The organism is Mycobacterium sp. URHB0021 (assembly GCF_054057895.1).
In genome coordinates this window covers 7,816,526-7,833,847 of the sequence record NZ_JBSRZT010000002.1, presented here as the reverse complement: position 1 = coordinate 7,833,847, position 17,322 = coordinate 7,816,526, and the positions used below count along the sequence as shown (strand labels likewise).

The window sequence follows — 17,322 nt, the reverse complement described above, 5'->3', positions numbered from 1 at the left end:
GGCCCTTTCGGCACGGGTCGACGGCAGCCGTCTCCAGCGCAACGCCTTTCGGCAAGTTTGTCGCCGCCATCCAGCGGGTACTGCCCACAACGAGCAATCGGCATTCAGCCGGACCGTTGGAGTGTGTGGTGGATCAGATGATTTCCGAAGCGGCCATTTTCCAGGCCGTTCGGCCAGAGCTGATCTCCGCGTTGACAGACGACCTGCGCACCGTCGACACTGCGCCCGGCCATGTCTTCTTCACCGAAGGTGACGTCGGCGGCTGGATGTACATCGTCGTGTCGGGCAAGGTGAAAATCGGCTGTCGCGCGCCGGATGGACGCCAAAAGCTTTTCGCGGTCCTTGGACCGTCGGAAACGTTCGGCGAAGTGTCGACGTTGGACCCGGGTTTGCGTAACTGCACGGCGACCGCACTGACCCAGGTCCGCGCCGCGGTGGTGCCGCGCGACGTTCTGTTGGCGTGGGTGGCCCAGCGTCCGGAGATCGCAGAGCAGATGATGCTCGTCCTCGCCCGCCGGCTACGGCGCGCCGATGACGATCAGTCCGATCTGATGTTCACCGACGTGGCCGGGCGATTGGCCAAACAGTTGCTGCGGCTGGCTCAGCAGTTCGGTGTGCCGCACAGGGGTGTTCTGCGCGTCACCCATGACCTCACTCAAGGAGAGCTGTCCCAGCTCGTCGGTGCGAGCCGCGAAACGGTGAACAAGGCGCTGAGCGACTTCAGCAATTACGGTTGGATCAGGTTACAAAGTAAGACGGTACTGATCGTCGACTACGAACGTCTGGCGTGGCGCGCACGTGAAACCGCGTCCGACCCCGCGGGGACGACCAACGCAGCCGGGGTAGATGAAGCCAAACGAATGATCATGGAGCGATTCGGCGTAACCGCCACCGAGGCAAATACACTGCTGACCAAGCTTTCCCAGGACTCCAACACTCCGGTCACCGATATCGCCGCCAACATCGTCACCAGCGGCTCGGTGTTGAGCATCGTTGGTTGACGCTCGCATTTTCTGAACAGGCTCGTTCACTCGCTGGGCTTGAATCGGTAGGTCTCCCCGTGTGCGAGGTAGACGAACTCAGTCCGGCCGGTCGAGTTCTCCGCGGCCTTCTTGAAATCGTCGAGTCCCGATAGGAATACCGAGAAGTCGTTGTAGTGGATCGGGATGGCAGTGCGAGGTTTGGTGATCTCGACAGCCTTCACAGCCTGCTCGCCCGTCATCGTGACGACCGTGACGAGGAAGGTCGTGCCACCCGTGTGAATCAGACCGAGGTCTATATCGGGGTAGCGGCGCGGAATGTCCTCGAGGCTGTCGAAGAGCATCGTGTCCCCGGTGATGTAAAGCCGGTAGAGGTGATCGGAGTGCCGGCTGAATTCGAGCATGTGCCCGTTGACAGGCATCAAAAGCTCGTTGACGGCCTCATCCGTGGCGTGCTTGCCCGGCATGGCGGTGATCTTCAGCGTCGCGTCGCCCTTGTGAACTATGAGGGAGTCCCAGGTGCCGAGGGGATAGCCTTGTTCGAAGCCGAGTGCGCTGAGCTTGTCCACCGCGTCAGCCGTCGAGACGATGGGAAGTGTCTTGTCGAGTTCCTGCGCGGCGACGTCGTCGAAATGATCGCCGTGATAGTGCGACAAGACGACCAGATCGATCGGTGGTAGATCGGCGATCTGGCAAGCCGGCTCGACCTCGCGCCGCGCCCAGATGCCATGACCCAGAAAGACGTGCTCGCCCTTGTGGAGGAAGGCGGGATCGGTCAGGATCGTCAGTCCGCAGAACCGGATCAGTGTGGTGGCGTTACCGATGAAATAAAGATCACCCTCATTGAAGTCCGGCGTCCCGCTGCTTGTCAGTTCCAAGGAAGTCATCGTGTGCTCTCCTTCGGGCCTTCTCCGATTCGGTTGTATGTCGTAGTTTCAAGCGACTTCAGTCTGAGCCGGAACGCATGGACTGGCTAGACCCTTTCGCAGACCTCCTTGTTCAGAACGCCGGCGGCCCTTCTGGTATTCCCTCGAATCTCGGCATTTTGGGGGCGGTCCGGTCACGTGCCCTCCGTCGGGCGACGGTTTGCGGGGCCGGCAAGGTCAACGCGGTCGTCACGGTGCCGTTGATCCGCTCGCTTAGCTTCCACGCCATCCGAGCCGGCTGCGCGAAGGCGTTGGACAGTCACGTAAGCGACACTGGCACTTCATGTTTGGCGGCGGGGTCGCTGTTGGACCGGCGTTCGGATGTTGTTTGGAGTACCAGATGGTTTTCGAAGGTCGCGTGACGCCGAAATTTGACCCGCTTCCCGGAGCTGGCCTCTATTCCAAGCTGGGTCGAGGCGATGACTACGCTCGGTCGACTGATCCGTCATCCGCCCAGCTCGCGCGCTTTCGGGGCCGCGAGGTCGGCACGTCGGGCGACGGCTTCCTCGCGATGTTCGACGCCCTCAGCGACCGATCTGCTGCGCGATGGCGATCCGCGACGCGGTGCATACGCTCGGCATCCAGGTCGCGCAGGGTTGCACGCCGGCGAGTGCGAGGTCCGCGGCGACGACACCGGCGGAATCGCGGCGCACATCGGCGCGCGCGTCAGCACCCTGGCGGGGCCGAACGACGTACTCGTCTCCAGCACGCTGCGCGACCTGGTGATCGGGTCAGGACTCCAGTTCGACGACCGCGGCGCCCACCACCTCAAAGGCGTACCCGGCGAATGGCACCTCTTCGCCGTCCCACATTTCACCGGTGTGGGCGCCGCCTGTGAATGAATTCGCAACGGTGGATCACCACCGCGAAACGATCAGCCGAAAAGATAATCGGCATCACCATATCGGCATGCTGGCGGTCGCTCGTCGAATCATGAGTTACGAAATGACCATCGCCGAGTGGGTCGGCCCGCGCTGATAGTACTGACCCCGTACCTCGTCATCGGCGTGTCTGGGCCGCCACGCACACGGCGCATCTGAGCCAGACACACGGGCTCGACCGGATCCTGTCGACCCTCGGCACGATCGCGGTGTGGCCGGTGCTGCTCCTCGCCGACGTGTGCATGACATGACCGAACTCACCATAGACGTGTCGCATCATGTGTCCCGACGCGCGGCGCGATGGACGACGGAACCGGTCAGCGCCGCCGAGGCGATGGAGTTCTGAGCCTTCGCCGCAGGGGTGGCCAACGTGATGATGCAGCTGTCGCGCCAAGGCGTCGGCTACGGCGTCGTCGAGAGCAAGGTCGACTCGGGTAACCTCCTCAAGCACCCCTGGAAGCGGGCCCGCACCACGTTCCAGTACCTGGCCGTCGCCATCTCGGAAATACTGAGGACCGCAACGCCTTTCGTGAAGCCGTCAACGAGTCACACCGGCACGTCCACTCGACCGCCGAGAGTCCGGTGTGCTATGACGCGTTCGACCGCGAACTGCAGATGTGTTTGGCCGCATGCCTGTTCGTCGGTTTGGAGGATACCTGTCCGCTGTTGCGGGGTGAGATCACCGCCGAGCAGGGTGACCAGTTCTACCGCTCGGCCTGGCCTCTCGGAACAACACTGCAGGTCGTCGACGCGCAATGGCCACCGACCCGAAAAGAATTCGACGAATACCGGACCGACGCATGCCGACAAGTGGTCATCGACGACGTGGTGCGCCGCTACCTGCTCGACCTGATCAACCTGAGGATGATCAATCCTGTCCTAAGGCTGCCGTTTCGGCCCCTGATGAAGTTCCTCACCGCCGGATATCTCGCTCCGGTGTTCCGGGACGCATTGGGCATCGGTTCGGGCGGCGCGAGACAATTCTGTTTGGAACGGCTGTTCCTGTTCGTGGCCTTCGTCAACCGTTTTCTGCCCGGATTCATCCGCCAGGGCGGCAGTAATCTGCTGCTGGCCGATGTGCGAATGCGCGTCCGGGACAACCGTCGGCTGGTCTGATGCGGGCGCTTCGGGAATCGGCGCGTCGGGCGCTGAGCCACCGGGTGAGAGTCGAGGCGATGCTGGAAATTGTGATGTGGCTTGCCATCCCTACGTCGTCATCGGACTGGTGTGGGCGTTCTTCCACGCGGAGCAGGTGCAGCACATCGAGACCCTGCTGCAGACCCGGCTGCCGGCCGGTTCCGAGATAGCGGCGTTCGGACAGGTCGCGGTGATGTGGCCGGTGCTACTGCTCGCTCCGAGCGTGTGCATGCAGTGACGGACGCCTGCGGCGGCTCACGATCATTCCCGCCAACCCGGCGATCAGCGATGCGAGCCAGACGAAGTGTGCCATCAGCACGATCCCGCGGTGCGGAGTCACCGGATGCTGGCCGCCGACCCGGTACAGCGTGATGTCATCGTCGTGATAGACCGTCGGCAGTGGTAACGCGGGTTCGGAATCGCTTGTCTCGCCCTCGGATTCGACAACCACCCATCCCACGCCGGCGTCGGACAGGGCGGCCTGGTCGGCGCCGGAAATCAGCAACTGCTGTACCGCCCGGGCGCGATCACCCTCGCCGGGCACCGTCCGGTCCCCGATCGTCAGGTCGCCCGTTGTGAGCACCTCGGCCCGCACGAACCGCGGCAGCGGGTCGAGTACCGGCGCCGGTCCCGCCCACGCGAAGTGCCGCATGCTGTCCAGGGGCAGCACAGCGACAGGACGCGGGTCGGCGTTGATGAGCGCGGCGGTGGCGGACCACCCCGACGGGTAGTGAACCGCCGACACCTTGCCGCCGACACCCCACGCCAGATCGGGCAGCGTTGTCATCAATGCGGCGCAACACATCAGTGCGGTCGCCGGGGCAGGAATCCGGCCCCGCAGGGTGACGACCGCGGCCGCACCGGCCAGGCTGTATGCAGGCACCGCCAATGCCACCCACTTCTGGGCGTCGCGCACCACTCCCAGGCCGGGGAACGTCCGAATCGTCGCCTCGACGAATGCCAGGCCTGGTCCCGTCGCCATGGCGGCGGGCACCACGACTGCGACCGCCGCCAGCACGAGCAACGGCACCGCGACCGGTCGCCGTAGCAGCACGGGCAGTCCGAGCGCGACGACACCCAGCAACACCACCGCGGCCACGACTGCGAAAAGTGTTGCTCGAGAGGCAGGTACGGCCTCAGCGTTCCAGATACCGCCGAGGCTCGCCAGGCTGGCAAGGGTGCCGAGGCCCGGTTCGGCCCGCGCTGCGAACGCTGTCACACCGGTAGCCTGGGTCGACGACAGCGAGCCGGCCACAGCCGCCGCCGTCAGCCACGGCAATGCCACCAGAACCGCCACGCCGAGGCCGACCGCAGCGCACAACCACCGCGGCCGACCGGCACCTGGCGCGAAGACGCACGCCACCGCGACCGTCGCGGCGAGCATCAACCCGGTCGGTGTCAGCCCGGCCGATGCGGTCCAGAACAACAGCGCGTACGCGCCGGCACACAGTGCGTCGGTCGACGTGCGCAGGCGCAGCACGGCGATCGCGACCCAGGGCAGGCAACCGTACCCGACCATCAGACTCCAGTGCCCCTGTAAAAGGCGTTCGGCGACATAGGGATTCCAGATTGCGACCGTCACGGCCACGCACTGACCGGCCACCCGCGCTTCCGGGATCACCGCGGCTGCGAGTCGGGCCGCACCCCACCCGGCCGACCACAAACCGAGCACGAGCAGAACCTTGACCACCACGCCGCCGTCGATCATCTGAGACGCCAGCCCGACCAGGAAGTCCTGTGGTAGTGCCCGCGGCGCGGCCTCGGTCAGTCCGAGTGCCGTATCGGACAGGTGCGAGCGCGGTGTCGAGACCGCGTCGCGCAGAAGCAGGTAGCCCGGCGCCAGCGCGGGCGCCGCCACGAGCAAGGTCAGCACCAGCGCATAGGCCGGCGCCACCACCGAACGCGCCCACCGGGGCGTGGGGGAGACGGAGATCAGACCGGTCTGTCCGGGGGTAGATCGGACGGCCGGGACGCCGGCAGTTTCTCGGTCTTGGCCTCGGCGCCCGGCACCGGTTCACCCTCGGGTCCGCGTGACCCGAAGAAGCGGTGATCGGCCTCGTCCAGACCCGGGTCGATCAACGCCGACTCCGCGCGCAGGCCGAACGAGCCGAGCAGGGCGCCGCCGATCAGCGCCACCAGACCCATTGCGGTGAACGTGATGGGCAGGATGCGGCCCCACAAGGCGACCCGGTCCCGTTCGTCGCGCGCGCCGGCGACCTGGGATTCCACGGTCTGCTCGTTCGTGGTGACCTTGAAGTCGACGAACGTCACCTCGGGCTTGAGCGGTTCACGCGCGTAGTAGTGGTAGCCGTGCTCTTCCTTCTTCACGATCGTGCCCGACACCGGATCGACCCAGAGCGTGCGCTGCGCCGCGTAGTAGCGGGTCATCGTGATGGACTCGTCCGGGTCGCCCGGCAGGCCCCACAGGGAGGCGCGCGCGGTCACGGTGCTGTCCGCATCGTCGTCATAGAGCGACGAGTACTTGACCGGCTCCACCAGTTTGCCGTCAGCGTCGTAGCCGACGTTCTGGGTGAAGCGGTAGGTGGTCAGCCCGTTGACGTCTTCCTCGCCGTCGTAGTTCGCGTCGAACGCCTTCTGCGCGATCGGGTCGAACATCGGGTACGTCCGCTTCTCGGTGTCGAACGGGAACCGGTAGGTGAGCCCCTCGTGGGGCAGGGCGATGTTGGTCGGCGGGTTCTCGTCTTCGATGGCGCGTGGCTTCTGCACCGCTCCGCCGGGGTTGCTCTCGCTGGAGACAGCCATCGCGGACTTGCGGTTCATGGTCACGGTGTCGACCAACGCGAGCAGAAGCCCGTTGTCCTGTTGCTGATCGGTGCGTCGCAGCGTGCTGCCGACCTGCAGCGTCACCACGTCGGCGTTCGACGGGGATTCCACCGAGACCTGCTCCTGAAGCGCAACCGGGACGTTCTTGCTGACGACGAATTTGTCGGCGTTCAGTGACTCCGGGTCGAATGCGGTGCCGGTGCCTTCACTGACGAGCGTGGCGTCCACGTTCAGCGGGACCTTGGCGATCTTGCTCTTGGTATAGGTGGACAGCAACAGCGCGGCGATCAGCAAGGCAGCGCCCAGCCCCATGATCCCGCACGCCGCGATACGCAGCGCCACTGCGCGGTTCAAGCCGTGCCTCCTTCGGTCCAAAGACCCCATTTACAGTGCGTACACATGCCCCGACCAGGGCAGTGGACGCAAACCCGTTCGACCCTAACAGCAGAAACTAAGGCCATTGTTTACTACGAGTGCATCCACCGACGCCCGCTGACTACCCCATTTCCATGCGGTTTGATGCGCCCGGCACACTGGTCGGCGTGACGGAATCCGCGGTCGGTGGGACACGTAACTTCCTGCCCGCACTCGAGGGCATGCGCGCCTGCGCGGCCGTCGGCGTCGTCGTCACCCACGTCGCTTTCCAGACCGGGCACACGGGCGGACTCGCGGGCCGGTTCTTCGGCCGGTTCGATCTCGCCGTTGCGGTGTTCTTCGCCCTGTCCGGTTTCCTCTTGTGGCGCGGCCACGCCGCGGCGGTGAGGGGTTTGCGATCCGTGCCCCCGACCGGGCACTACCTGCGGTCGCGGATCGTGCGGATCCTGCCGGGCTATCTGGTGGCCGTGGTGGTCATCCTGACGTTGTTCCCCGACGCCAAGGCGGACCTGACGGTCTGGCTGGCCAACCTGTCGCTGACCCAGATCTATGTGCCGCTGACCTTGACGGCGGGCCTGACCCAGATGTGGAGCCTGTCGGTCGAGGTGACCTTCTATCTGGCGCTCCCGCTGCTGGCGCTGCTCGCCCGGCGTATCCCGGTGCGTGGCCGCATCCCCGCGATCGCCGCCGTGGCTGTCGCCAGCTTCGCGTGGGGTCTGATCCCGTTCGATGCCCCGGCCGGGGTGAACCCCTTGAACTGGCCGCCCGCGTTCTTCTCGTGGTTTGCCGCGGGCATGCTGCTCGCGGAGCTGACCGTGAGCCCGGTCGGATGGCCGCACCGGTGGGCCCGGCGCCGCCTGCTGATGCCCGCCGTCGCCATTGTCGCGTTCGCGGTGGCCGCATCGCCGCTGGCCGGTCCGGAGGGGCTGACGCCGGGCACGGTCGGCCAGTTCATCGTCAAGACGATGATGGGCGCGGTGCTCGCGGCGGCCCTCATCGCCCCACTCGTGCTCGACCGTCCCGACACCCCGCACCGGTGGCTGGGCAACACGACGATGGTGACGCTGGGCCGCTGGTCTTACGGCCTGTTCGTCTGGCACCTCGCCGCGCTGGCAATGGTGTTCCCGATGATCGGCGAGTTCGCGTTCAATGGGCACATGCCCGTCGTGCTCGTCCTGACGGTGGTCTTCGGCTTCGCGATCGCGGCGGTCAGCTACGCCCTCGTCGAGTCGCCGTGCCGGGTCGCGTTGCGGCGCTGGGAATATCGTGTACAACGCCCGGTGCCGCCCCTGGATAGTGCGGTCAGGAGTGTGCCCGAGCCCGTCGCTCGATGATCTCGTCGCGTACCGCGGAGCGGCGGGCCTTGCCTGCGTCATCGCGCAACGGCCGGTCGGTGAACTCGACAGTGCCCGGCTGCTTGTAACCGGCCAGCCGCCCGGACAGGAACTCGATGACGGCCGCCTCGTCCAGTCCGTCGGCCTGCACAATCGCATGCGGAACCTGACCCAGGTCTCCTTCTTCGTCGGGCACGCCGACCACCAAGCAGGACAGCACCTTTGGGTGTGCCGACAGTGCCGACTCAACCTCGGCCGGATATACGTTGCGGCCCCCGACGGTGAACATGTCCACCCGGCGGTCGTTGAGATAGAGGAAGCCGTCCTCGTCGAAATAGCCGAGGTCTCCCAGAGAATCCCAGCCGTCGCGCTGCCTCGCCGTCGCCCCGATGTAGCGGTAGGTGGGCGCGCTGCCCGGCGACGGCCGCATGTAGATCTCGCCCACCGCACCGGGCGGGCACTCGTTGCCGTCGTCGTCGAGCACCTTCATCTCGCCCGAGACGACGACGCCGACCGATCCGGGATGGCTCAGCCACTGGGCGCCGGAGATGAAAGTGAGCGCCTGTAACTCGGTGCCGCCGTAGAGTTCCCACACCACGTCCGGTCCCAGAATATCGATCCAGGCCTGCTTGATCACCGGTGGACACGGCGCGGCGAGGTGCCAGAACCGGCGGATCGACGACAGGTCGTAGGCCTCCGGATGCGCCCGGTAGACCGGCAACAGGCGTTGCATGATCGTCGGCACGGTCGCCAAGAAGGTGATGTGGTCCTCGGTGACCAGCCGCAGGAATTCCTGCGGTTCGAATCGTGGCATGAGCACCAGATGGTGGCCCTGCAGCAGGCCGATGGCGAACGTGGTGAACCCCGTGTTGTGACTCAACGGCACCGACATCAGGCTGACGTCACCCTCCTGCGCGCCGAGCGGGTAGCCGGCGGCGGCGGGCACCCGGCTGTCGCCGCCCGACTCGATCAGCTTGGGTCTGCCGGTGCTGCCGCCCGACGCCATCGACTTCCACACCGGCGACACCGCTTCGGGCAGCGGGCCGTCAGATAGTTCCGGTCCGGGAGCGAAATGCCTTGCCAGGCCCTGGATCCGACCAGTGGGATCGTCGCGCCCGAACAGCAGCTTGGGTGGGTGCAGTTCGAGCAAGGCATGGAGTTCGGCATCGGGCAGCCGCGCCGACAACGGCTGGGGCACGGCACCCAGCTTCCAGGCGGCGAGCACGGCCTGGACCCATTCGATCGAGTTGGGCAGCACGATCGTGGCGTAGTCGCCGACGCCGACACCGCGCTCGGCGAACGCGCGGGCCAGCCGGTTCGTCGACGCGTCGAGCTCAGCGCGGGTCAGCGTGCGGCCCTCGCAGGTGACGGCGGGCGCATCCGGTGACTGCGCGGCCAGGCGGGACACCTGCGTGCCGATCGGCGGGACCAGGCCGGTCATCTCAGTAGGCGCCCTCGTGCTCGAAGACTCGCCGCGGATTGTCGACGAGCATCGTGCTCAGTTGTCCGTCGGTGACGCCCCGCTGCTTCAGTGCCGGGATGACGTCGTTGTGGATGTGCAAGTAGTGCCAGTTCGGTACCGCAACCGGGACCAACTCCTCGGGCAGCCAGTCGATGAAGCACGACGCATCGTGAGAGAGCACCATCTTGTCGGCGTGGCCGCGTTCGCACATCCGTGCCACGGTGTCCACCCGATCCTCGAACGGCAGCATCAGATCAAGGCCGAACCGGTCCATGCCGATGAACGAGCCGTTGCCGATGATCTCCTCCAGATAATCCACATCGGTGCTGTCACCGCAATGCCCGATGACCACACGGGTCAGGTCGACGCCCTCCTCGGCGAAGATGCGCTGCTGCTCGAGTCCGCGGCGGGTCGGGGCGTGGGTATGGGTGGAGATCGGGACGCCGGTCCGGCGGTGCGCCTGGGCGACGGCGCGCAGCACCCGCTCGACGCCCGCGGTGACACCAGGTTCGTCGGTGGCGCACTTGAGGATTGCAGCCTTGATGTCGGTGCCGGCGATGCCCTGCTCGATGTCGCGCACGAACATCTCGACCATCGGCTCCGGGCCGTCGAGAAGCGTTCCCGGACCACTGAAGTGGAAGTGCATCGGCACGTCGTTGTAGGTGTAGACCCCGGTGGCCACGACGATGTTGATGTCGGTTTCCGCGGCGATCCGCGCGATGCGCGGGATGTAGCGTCCCAGGCCGATCACCGTGAGATCCACGATGCTGTCGACGCCACGGGACTTGAGTTCATTCAGCCGTGCGATCGCGTCGGCTTCCCGTTTGGCCTCGTCGCCCCAGACGTCGGGGTAGTTGTCGGTGATCTCGGGGGACAACACGAAAACGTGCTCGTGCATGAGCGTGACGCCGAGATCCGCGGTGTCGATGGACCCGCCGGCTGTGTTGAGTTGAGGCACTCCGCCGATGCTAGGCCGGATCTGCGGACGCATCCGCCGAATCGAGCAGAGCCGGCTCCGAAGGTGCCGCGGCGGGCGGGCGCACCGTGGCCACGTTCACCACCGACGCCGCGAGGGCCGCCACCGAGACCAGTGCCAGCAGCTGCACTCCCACGGAATGCCCGACGTAGCCGTCGACCGATCGCCATGGATTCTGGCTCAGCACCGCTCCGGCAAGGATCAAGCCACCCGCGGCAGATCCGACCGTGATTGCTTCCCTGAGCTTTTCGCGTCGGCGCAGGAGATGGCGCACGCCCACCGCCACACCGACCACCACCACGCCCGCGACTCCGGCGATGACGGCGCCCGTCGCCGCCGTCGCGACGCCCGCCGCCGCGGGGCCGGGTTGCCACGGTCGCGCCATCGCATCCGGCGGCCGCCGACGCCGGACGGGCAGGAACGCGAACAATCCCAGCAGCGGCAACAGGGCCAAACCGCCGATGAGTCCGGTGCGATAGAGCGTGTTGGAGGTGAATGCCAGGGTAACGGTGCCCGAAGTACCCGGCGGGAGCACCCAACCCTGCTGCCAACCGTTGACCGTCACCGGAGTCAACTGTGAACCGTCGGCCAGGCGGGCCGTCCAGCCGGGGTTGATGCTCTCCGGCACGACGAGCAGCCGCGATGCCGATGATGCGGGCACGGTCAGTTCACGGTGGTCTGCGCTCCACGTCCCGGTTTGCGCGCGAACTGTTGCCGCCGTAGGCAATTGACCGGCGAGCGGCCCCGCCAACTGGACGCCGTCCACGACGAATGCGGCGCCGGGGCTGACCAGCAACTCCTGTTGACCGGCGGGCAGGGTGATCGGCTCGGTGCGGCACGGGTGGGCGGGCACCGGATCGCCGTCGAGCAACGCCCGCACGGTGGTCTGCACCGACGTCTGCACGAACTGTCCCGCGACGCCGATGATCGGTCCCCGCCCGCATGGCAGGTCGATCGTCCTGGCCAGGTTCCGGGCGTTGTCGGCCGCGGCGATCGGCGCCCCACGCGAATCGAGGGCCGCCACCTCGGCCAGGCCCGGCGGCTTGAGCTGGTCGAAGCCGAGTGCAGTGCGGTCGATGACGTTGTTCCAGTCCAGCAGCGACACCTTGATGGTGTCGGTGACCAGCGGCTTGAGATCGATTCGCTGCGGTCCGCCGTCGGCGGTGAGCCGGCGTACCTGCGGGCCGTTGCCGAGATCCACCGCCAGCATCGTCGGATGTGCGGGCAGCTCAGCGGAACTCGGCGTGATCCGTAATCCGCCAACCTCGGTCGGGATGGGTAGTTTCAGCGTCAGGGTCGGTGGAGTCCGGTGCTGCACGACGCTCTGCGGTGCGGTCCACGCGGTTTCCGGATCGCCGTCGGCGGCGGCGTATGCGGAGCCCTGCACATCGATCGGATCGGCGTCGCCGGTGGCCCGCGCGGCTCCGGGCGCGGCGACGAGGTCGGCCAGGTTCGGTCCCTGCCGGGCCCGCACCCACACCGTCGGCGTGACGGCCGTCGGCTCGGAAACGTTCAGTGTGCGGCTGAAATTCACCGGCTCCTCGGGTGACAGCGCCATCGACGCCGCGCACCGGATTCCGTTCGGGCTCTCCGCGCACCCCTGCCGCCCCAGCAGCTCCGAGCCCAGATCCCATTGCACGACAGCAGATTTCGGCGGCGGTGCGGGAACCCGGACGGTGTGGCGCAGATTGACGGGATGGGCGAACCCGTTCGCGTCGTACTGCGTGATGGTGAAGTCGGTGATGCCGAACTGCACGCCGGGCGATCCGTCGTCGGTGCCGACCGCGGTGATTCGGACCCACGGCGTCTCGCCGTAGGGCAGTGCCGCGGTGAGCGGTTTGCCGGCCTGGTCGAATCGCAGCGTGCTCGTGCCGTTGACGGTGGCCACCTCGAGGCGGCGGACCTGAGCGCCGACGGCGGTGGCGCTGGGCGTGATGGTGATCGTGGCGTTGGTGACCGGGTGGTCGAAATCCACCTGCAGCCACTGACCGACAGCGGCCTGCAGCGCATTCGACACCCAACTCGTCGATGGATCGCCGTCGACGGTGGCCGGCGGCCCGGCGGCGGGGGAGACGTTGGGCAGCGCCGTCGAATCCGACGCCGAACTCGACACGCTTATCCGTCCACCGTTCCACTGGCCGGCGACGATGTCGCCGCCGGCTGCGGGATAGTCGAGCACCCGGTTGAACGTGTGCCGGGGATCGTCGGGTGCCCGGATCGCCGACGAGTGGTCGTCGACGCGGCCGTAGTCGGTCTCGCGGGCCAGCGGCGTATCGGTGACGGTGACAACCGGGACCAGCAGGCCGGCCCGTTGCGCGTCGGGGGTCAACAGCATCGGCCCCAACGGGGGTTGCCCCAATAGCCTGCGCCGTTCGTCGAGCCGCAGCAGCGCCTCCGGCCCGCCGTCGACGCGGGACATCGCATCGGTGTCGACGAGATACGGTGCCATGGGTTTTTCGGCGGTGTCCACGCGGTAGATCTCGACGGCCGGATACCGCGGCCGCAGCCCGCTGTCGGTGATGAATCCGGCCAGGGTGCCGGGTCCGACCGGATCGCCGAACTGCGCGACCTTCGACAGCCCCGGTGATCCCTCGATGGCACGGTGCACGAGTACCGGCCGTGCCGACCGGGATGTTTCGGGGTCAAGGTCGTTGCGGACGACGACGTACGAAATGCCCTCTCGGGCAAGTGTATCCGCGAGTCCGGCGGACGGCCGGCCCGCGGCGAACAACCGCTGCACCGAGTCGAGCGCGCGGATCGTCGCCGGCGGTGTTAGGGGAATCGAGTCCCGGACGCCCCATGCGCTGTTGCCGAGCACCTGCAGCGGCTCGTCGTGGCTGGTGCCCCACACCTGGGTGGCGAAAGGAGCGCCCGGAGCCACCAGTACGCGCCCGTCGGTGTTGTGCTCGTCGAGCCAGCCGGCGGTGTCGTGCCAGTACTGCGGGATCGCGTCGAAGGCACCCGGCGGGGTCAGCCGCCCGGTCCAGGCCAGTGACGAGGCGGCGGTCAAGGCCGCCAGCACGATGATCCCGACGGCCACCCGCTTGTCCTGTTCGGGGTGAGCGAAGGCGTGCAGCCACACCGGCCGCGGCGCGCTGCCCGGAAGCGGGATGCGGCCGAGTAGATGCGCCAGTCCCAACGCCAGCGGGATTCGCAGCAGCGGTTCGAGCTTGTGAATGTTGCGCAGCGGCGTGCCGCCCGCGTCGAGGAACGCCTGCACCTGATGGGCCAGCGGCGAGCCGAGTCCGCCGGAGTATCCGGCGGCAAGCAGCACGACGCCGATCAGAAGAATGGTGATGAGGCGACCGCGCGACGGCATCGTCCGCAGTGCGAGCCCGGCCAGACCGGCAGCCGCAACCAATGTCGTAGCCAGCACCGCGACCGAGCCGGTCACCAGCGGGGCGCCCGCGGTGGCGTTGGGCGCCACGAACGGTGTCCACGCGTCGGTGCCCCGCAGCATCTCGGTCAGCGACATCCATCGAGTGGTCACCCCGGACGACTCGATGAAGTCGAGGAACGGCGGGCTGATGCGGCCCAGGAGGAACAGCGCCACCACCCACCACAGCACGGCCAGCACCGAGCACGACAGCCACCACGCGATGAACCGCCACCAGAGCCGGTTCGGTCGATGACAGGCCAGCCAGATCACCGCGGCCAGACAGCCGGTCAGCGTCGCGACCGCGTTGACCGCGCCCATCAATGCGATCGCCACCGCGGAACGGGCGGCGAGCACGCGGACGGAGCCCTGACCCCGCAGCGCCACGATCACCGGCAGCAGCACCCACGGCGCCAGCATCATCGGCAGCGTCTCCGAGGAGATCGCGCCAAGGGTGGTCAGTACCCGAGGCGACAACGCGAACGCGGCCGAGGCGATGACCCGTGAGGTCGGAGTCCCGATGCCCCGGCCATCGTTCAACGCCTCGGCGACCCGAAGCAGCCCCCAGAACCCCACCACCAGCAGCAGTGCCCACCACAACCGCTGGGTGACCCAGCCGGGCACGCCGAGCTCGTTACCCAGCACGAAGAAGGCGCCGTGCGGGAAAAGGTAGCCGTATGCCTGGTTCTGCGCCTGCCCGAACGGCAGCTCGCTGTTCCACAAGTTGAACGCGCGGGTCAGAAACCGCAGCGGGTTGGCGGTCAGATCCAGCTTGGTATCAGGCGAGATCTGCCCGGGCGACTGAGCGAAGGCCAGGGTCAGTGCCGCCGCCGCGACCGCCCACAGCCAGCGCCGTGACAGTGGCAAATCCAACGCCTGCCGCGGCAGCGGCAAGTCCACGTTAGGTGCGGTCGCCGTACTCGACCCGGTTGAGCACGGATGACGCCGGGTCGCCCGCCTGCAGTGGAGGCTTGTTGTCCTGCTGCACCATCAGCGTCACACCGAAGATGGCCGCCGCGCCCAGCAGCAGGCCGACGACAATACTGGCCGCGGCGGGCACGAGGAACCGGTCCATCGGGCCAAGGTAGCAGACCAGGATGGGCGTGACGTTCCACGATGCGCACCCCCGGTGCCGGGTCCGACGTGCTTGACCTGGTGTGCACGCGCGTCGACCACCACGGGATAGGACCAGGCTTTCACTGCTATTACTGTCGAGGCCCATGGCACTGTCCCGAGCCCTGTTAGCGCTGGCGGCACTGCCGGCCGTCCTGCTGGCCTGTTCGCCCGCCGCTGAGCATCCGGCCGCCCCGTCGTCGCCTGCGCCCGCGATGGCCGGGGGAACCGCCGCTCCAGCCCCCCTGGAGGCCGGGCCCGCGATGCCGGCGTGCGGTGACGGGCCGGCGCTGCTGGCCGGCATGTCCACCCGTGACAAGCTGGCCCAGCTGCTGATGGTCGGCGTGACCGGCGCCGACGACGCCCGCGCCGTGGTCGGCAACCATCACGTCGGCGGCATCTTCATCGGCAGCTGGACGGATCTGTCGATGCTCACCGACGGCTCGCTGACCGGCATCGCCGCCTCGGCGGGCCCGCTGCCGCTGGCCGTCAGCGTCGACGAGGAAGGCGGCCGGGTGTCGCGGCTGGCCGGGGTGATCGGCAGCCAGCCCTCGCCCCGGGTGCTGGCCCAGACCCACACCCCCGACGAGGTGTACGCGATGGCGCTGGAACGCGGTCGCGCGATGAAGAACCTCGGCATCACCATCGACTTCGCGCCCGTCGTCGACGTCACCGACGCGCCCGACGACACCGTGATCGGCGACCGGTCCTTCGGCGCGAACCCGGCGACGGTCACCGACTATGCGGGCGCCTATGCGCGCGGCCTGCGCGATGCCGGCCTGCTGCCGGTGCTCAAACACTTTCCGGGCCATGGCCACGGCTCCGGCGATACCCACACCGGAAGCGTCGTCACCCCGCCCATCGGGGATCTGCAGAACGACGACCTGATCCCCTATCGGACGCTGGACACGCAGGCGCCGGTCGGTGTGATGGTCGGGCACATCGAGGTGCCGGGCCTGACGGGCAGCGATCCGGCCAGCCTGAGCCCCGCGGCCTATGCGCTGCTGCGGTCGGGGGAGTACGGGGGCCCGCCGTTCAACGGGCCGGTGTTCACCGACGACCTGTCCAGCATGCAGGCCATCAGCGACCGCTTCGGGGTCGCCGAGGCGGCGCTGCGCAGCCTGCAGGCCGGCGCCGACACCGCGTTGTGGGTGACCACCGATGAGGTGCCCGCAGTGCTGGACCGGCTGGAGAAGGCGCTGGCGGCGGGCGAGTTGACGATGCCGCAGGTCGACGCGTCGGTGCTGCGGATGGCGGCGGTGAAGGGCCCGAACCCGCGGTGCGGACGCTGATCGGGCACCCATTGCTTACTCTTGAGTAAGTACACGGTCGGTATCTGTTCTCGGAGGGCGCGCGCATGGCAGGTGGAAGCAAGCGGTTACCGCGCGCCGTCAGGGAGCAGCAGATGCTCGATGCCGCCGTGCAGATGTTCTCGGTCAACGGCTATCACGAGACGTCGATGGACGCCATCGCCGCGCAGGCCCAGATCTCCAAGCCGATGCTGTATCTGTACTACGGCTCCAAGGAGGAGCTGTTCGGTGCCTGCCTGAGCCGAGAGCTGGGCCGGTTCGTCGAAACCGTGCGCGCCGACATCGATTTCACGCAGAGCCCAAAGGACCTGCTGCGCAACGCAGTTCTGTCGTTCCTGCACTACATCGACACGAATCGGGCGTCGTGGATGGTGTTGTACACGCAGGCCACCAGCTCGCAGGCGTTCGCGCACACGGTGCGCGAGGGACGCGAACGGATCATCGAACTGGTCGGCGGCCTACTTCGGGCCGGCACCAGACACCCGGAACCGGACACCGATTTCGACACGATGGCGGTCGCGCTGGTGGGCGCGGGTGAGGCCGTGGCGACGCGGGTCAGCACCGGCGACGCCGATGTCGACGAGGCGGCTGAGCTGATGATCAACCTGTTCTGGCGCGGCCTGAAGGGCACGCCGTCCGATGCTCCGGTGGTCGCGGGTCCCGGCTGA

12 protein-coding genes and 4 pseudogenes are annotated in these 17,322 nt (G+C 67.4%); 9 read left to right on the top strand and 7 right to left on the bottom strand.

Going from position 1 to position 17,322, the window contains the following annotated elements; all coding sequences use genetic code 11:
• Positions 1-128 precede the first annotated feature (128 nt).
• Positions 129-800 (top strand): annotated as a pseudogene (locus ACVWWN_RS40395) (Crp/Fnr family transcriptional regulator); the annotation flags it as partial.
• Positions 783-1,001, top strand: coding sequence for an ANTAR domain-containing protein (locus tag ACVWWN_RS40390; protein ID WP_457149463.1), 219 nt, complete (start codon positions 783-785; stop codon positions 999-1,001). The pseudogene ACVWWN_RS40395 and the gene ACVWWN_RS40390, both read left to right, overlap by 18 nt.
• Before the next feature lie 26 nt (positions 1,002-1,027).
• Here the strand turns inward: ACVWWN_RS40390 and ACVWWN_RS40385 are convergent, their stop codons facing one another.
• Positions 1,028-1,867 carry an MBL fold metallo-hydrolase gene (locus ACVWWN_RS40385; RefSeq protein WP_457148894.1) on the bottom strand — a complete coding sequence of 280 codons (840 nt, stop codon included), beginning with the start codon at positions 1,865-1,867 and terminating at the stop codon, positions 1,028-1,030.
• Between the two features lie 490 nt (positions 1,868-2,357).
• Between ACVWWN_RS40385 and ACVWWN_RS40380 the strand changes: the two are divergent.
• The 4 genes and pseudogenes from ACVWWN_RS40380 to ACVWWN_RS40365 all read left to right on the top strand — a co-directional run.
• Positions 2,358-2,748 (top strand): annotated as a pseudogene (locus ACVWWN_RS40380) (adenylate/guanylate cyclase domain-containing protein); the annotation flags it as partial.
• A 67-nt stretch (positions 2,749-2,815) separates the two neighbouring features.
• Positions 2,816-3,038 (top strand): annotated as a pseudogene (locus tag ACVWWN_RS40375) (hypothetical protein).
• Positions 3,035-3,903: pseudogene (locus ACVWWN_RS40370) on the top strand (oxygenase MpaB family protein). Before ACVWWN_RS40375 ends, ACVWWN_RS40370 begins: the two co-directional pseudogenes overlap by 4 nt.
• Positions 3,904-3,979: 76 nt before the next feature.
• Positions 3,980-4,162: a hypothetical protein gene (locus ACVWWN_RS40365; RefSeq protein ID WP_457148893.1), complete on the top strand. Its 183-nt coding sequence runs from the start codon at positions 3,980-3,982 to the stop codon at positions 4,160-4,162.
• Here the strand turns inward: ACVWWN_RS40365 and ACVWWN_RS40360 are convergent.
• Positions 4,130-5,818 (bottom strand): hypothetical protein, encoded by a 1,689-nt coding sequence (locus tag ACVWWN_RS40360; RefSeq protein ID WP_457149462.1) that lies wholly within the window; start codon positions 5,816-5,818, stop codon positions 4,130-4,132. The two genes, ACVWWN_RS40365 and ACVWWN_RS40360, sit on opposite strands and share 33 nt — an antisense overlap.
• A gap of 38 nt (positions 5,819-5,856) precedes the next feature.
• Positions 5,857-7,062, bottom strand: a complete 1,206-nt coding sequence (locus ACVWWN_RS40355; RefSeq protein ID WP_457148892.1) for a DUF3068 domain-containing protein — start codon at positions 7,060-7,062, stop codon at positions 5,857-5,859.
• Positions 7,063-7,217: 155 nt separating this feature from the next.
• On the opposite strand from ACVWWN_RS40355, the gene ACVWWN_RS40350 reads away from it, so the two are divergent.
• On the top strand, positions 7,218-8,417 hold the full coding sequence (locus tag ACVWWN_RS40350) for an acyltransferase family protein (protein ID WP_457148891.1): 1,200 nt from the start codon (positions 7,218-7,220) through the stop codon (positions 8,415-8,417).
• Here ACVWWN_RS40350 and ACVWWN_RS40345 read toward each other — a convergent pair.
• Genes ACVWWN_RS40345 through ACVWWN_RS40330 form a run of 4 tightly spaced genes read right to left on the bottom strand, consistent with a single transcriptional unit; the run spans position 8,386 to position 15,306 of the window.
• Entirely contained in the window at positions 8,386-9,858 is a 1,473-nt protein-coding gene (locus ACVWWN_RS40345; protein ID WP_457148890.1) for an AMP-binding protein, read from the bottom strand. The genes ACVWWN_RS40350 and ACVWWN_RS40345 overlap by 32 nt on opposite strands.
• 1 nt (position 9,859) lies before the next feature.
• Positions 9,860-10,837, bottom strand: a complete 978-nt coding sequence (locus ACVWWN_RS40340) for a phosphotriesterase family protein (RefSeq protein WP_457148889.1) — start codon at positions 10,835-10,837, stop codon at positions 9,860-9,862.
• A gap of 10 nt (positions 10,838-10,847) precedes the next feature.
• Positions 10,848-15,131 carry an alpha-(1->3)-arabinofuranosyltransferase domain-containing protein gene (locus ACVWWN_RS40335; protein WP_457148888.1) on the bottom strand — a complete coding sequence of 1,428 codons (4,284 nt, stop codon included), beginning with the start codon at positions 15,129-15,131 and terminating at the stop codon, positions 10,848-10,850.
• Position 15,132: 1 nt separating this feature from the next.
• On the bottom strand, positions 15,133-15,306 hold the full coding sequence (locus ACVWWN_RS40330) for a DUF2613 domain-containing protein (RefSeq protein WP_457148887.1): 174 nt from the start codon (positions 15,304-15,306) through the stop codon (positions 15,133-15,135).
• A 145-nt stretch (positions 15,307-15,451) separates the two neighbouring features.
• Between ACVWWN_RS40330 and ACVWWN_RS40325 the strand changes: the two genes are divergently transcribed.
• Entirely contained in the window at positions 15,452-16,636 is a 1,185-nt protein-coding gene (locus ACVWWN_RS40325; RefSeq protein WP_457148886.1) for a glycoside hydrolase family 3 N-terminal domain-containing protein, read from the top strand.
• A 65-nt stretch (positions 16,637-16,701) separates the two neighbouring features.
• Entirely contained in the window at positions 16,702-17,322 is a 621-nt protein-coding gene (locus ACVWWN_RS40320) for a TetR/AcrR family transcriptional regulator (protein WP_457148885.1), read from the top strand.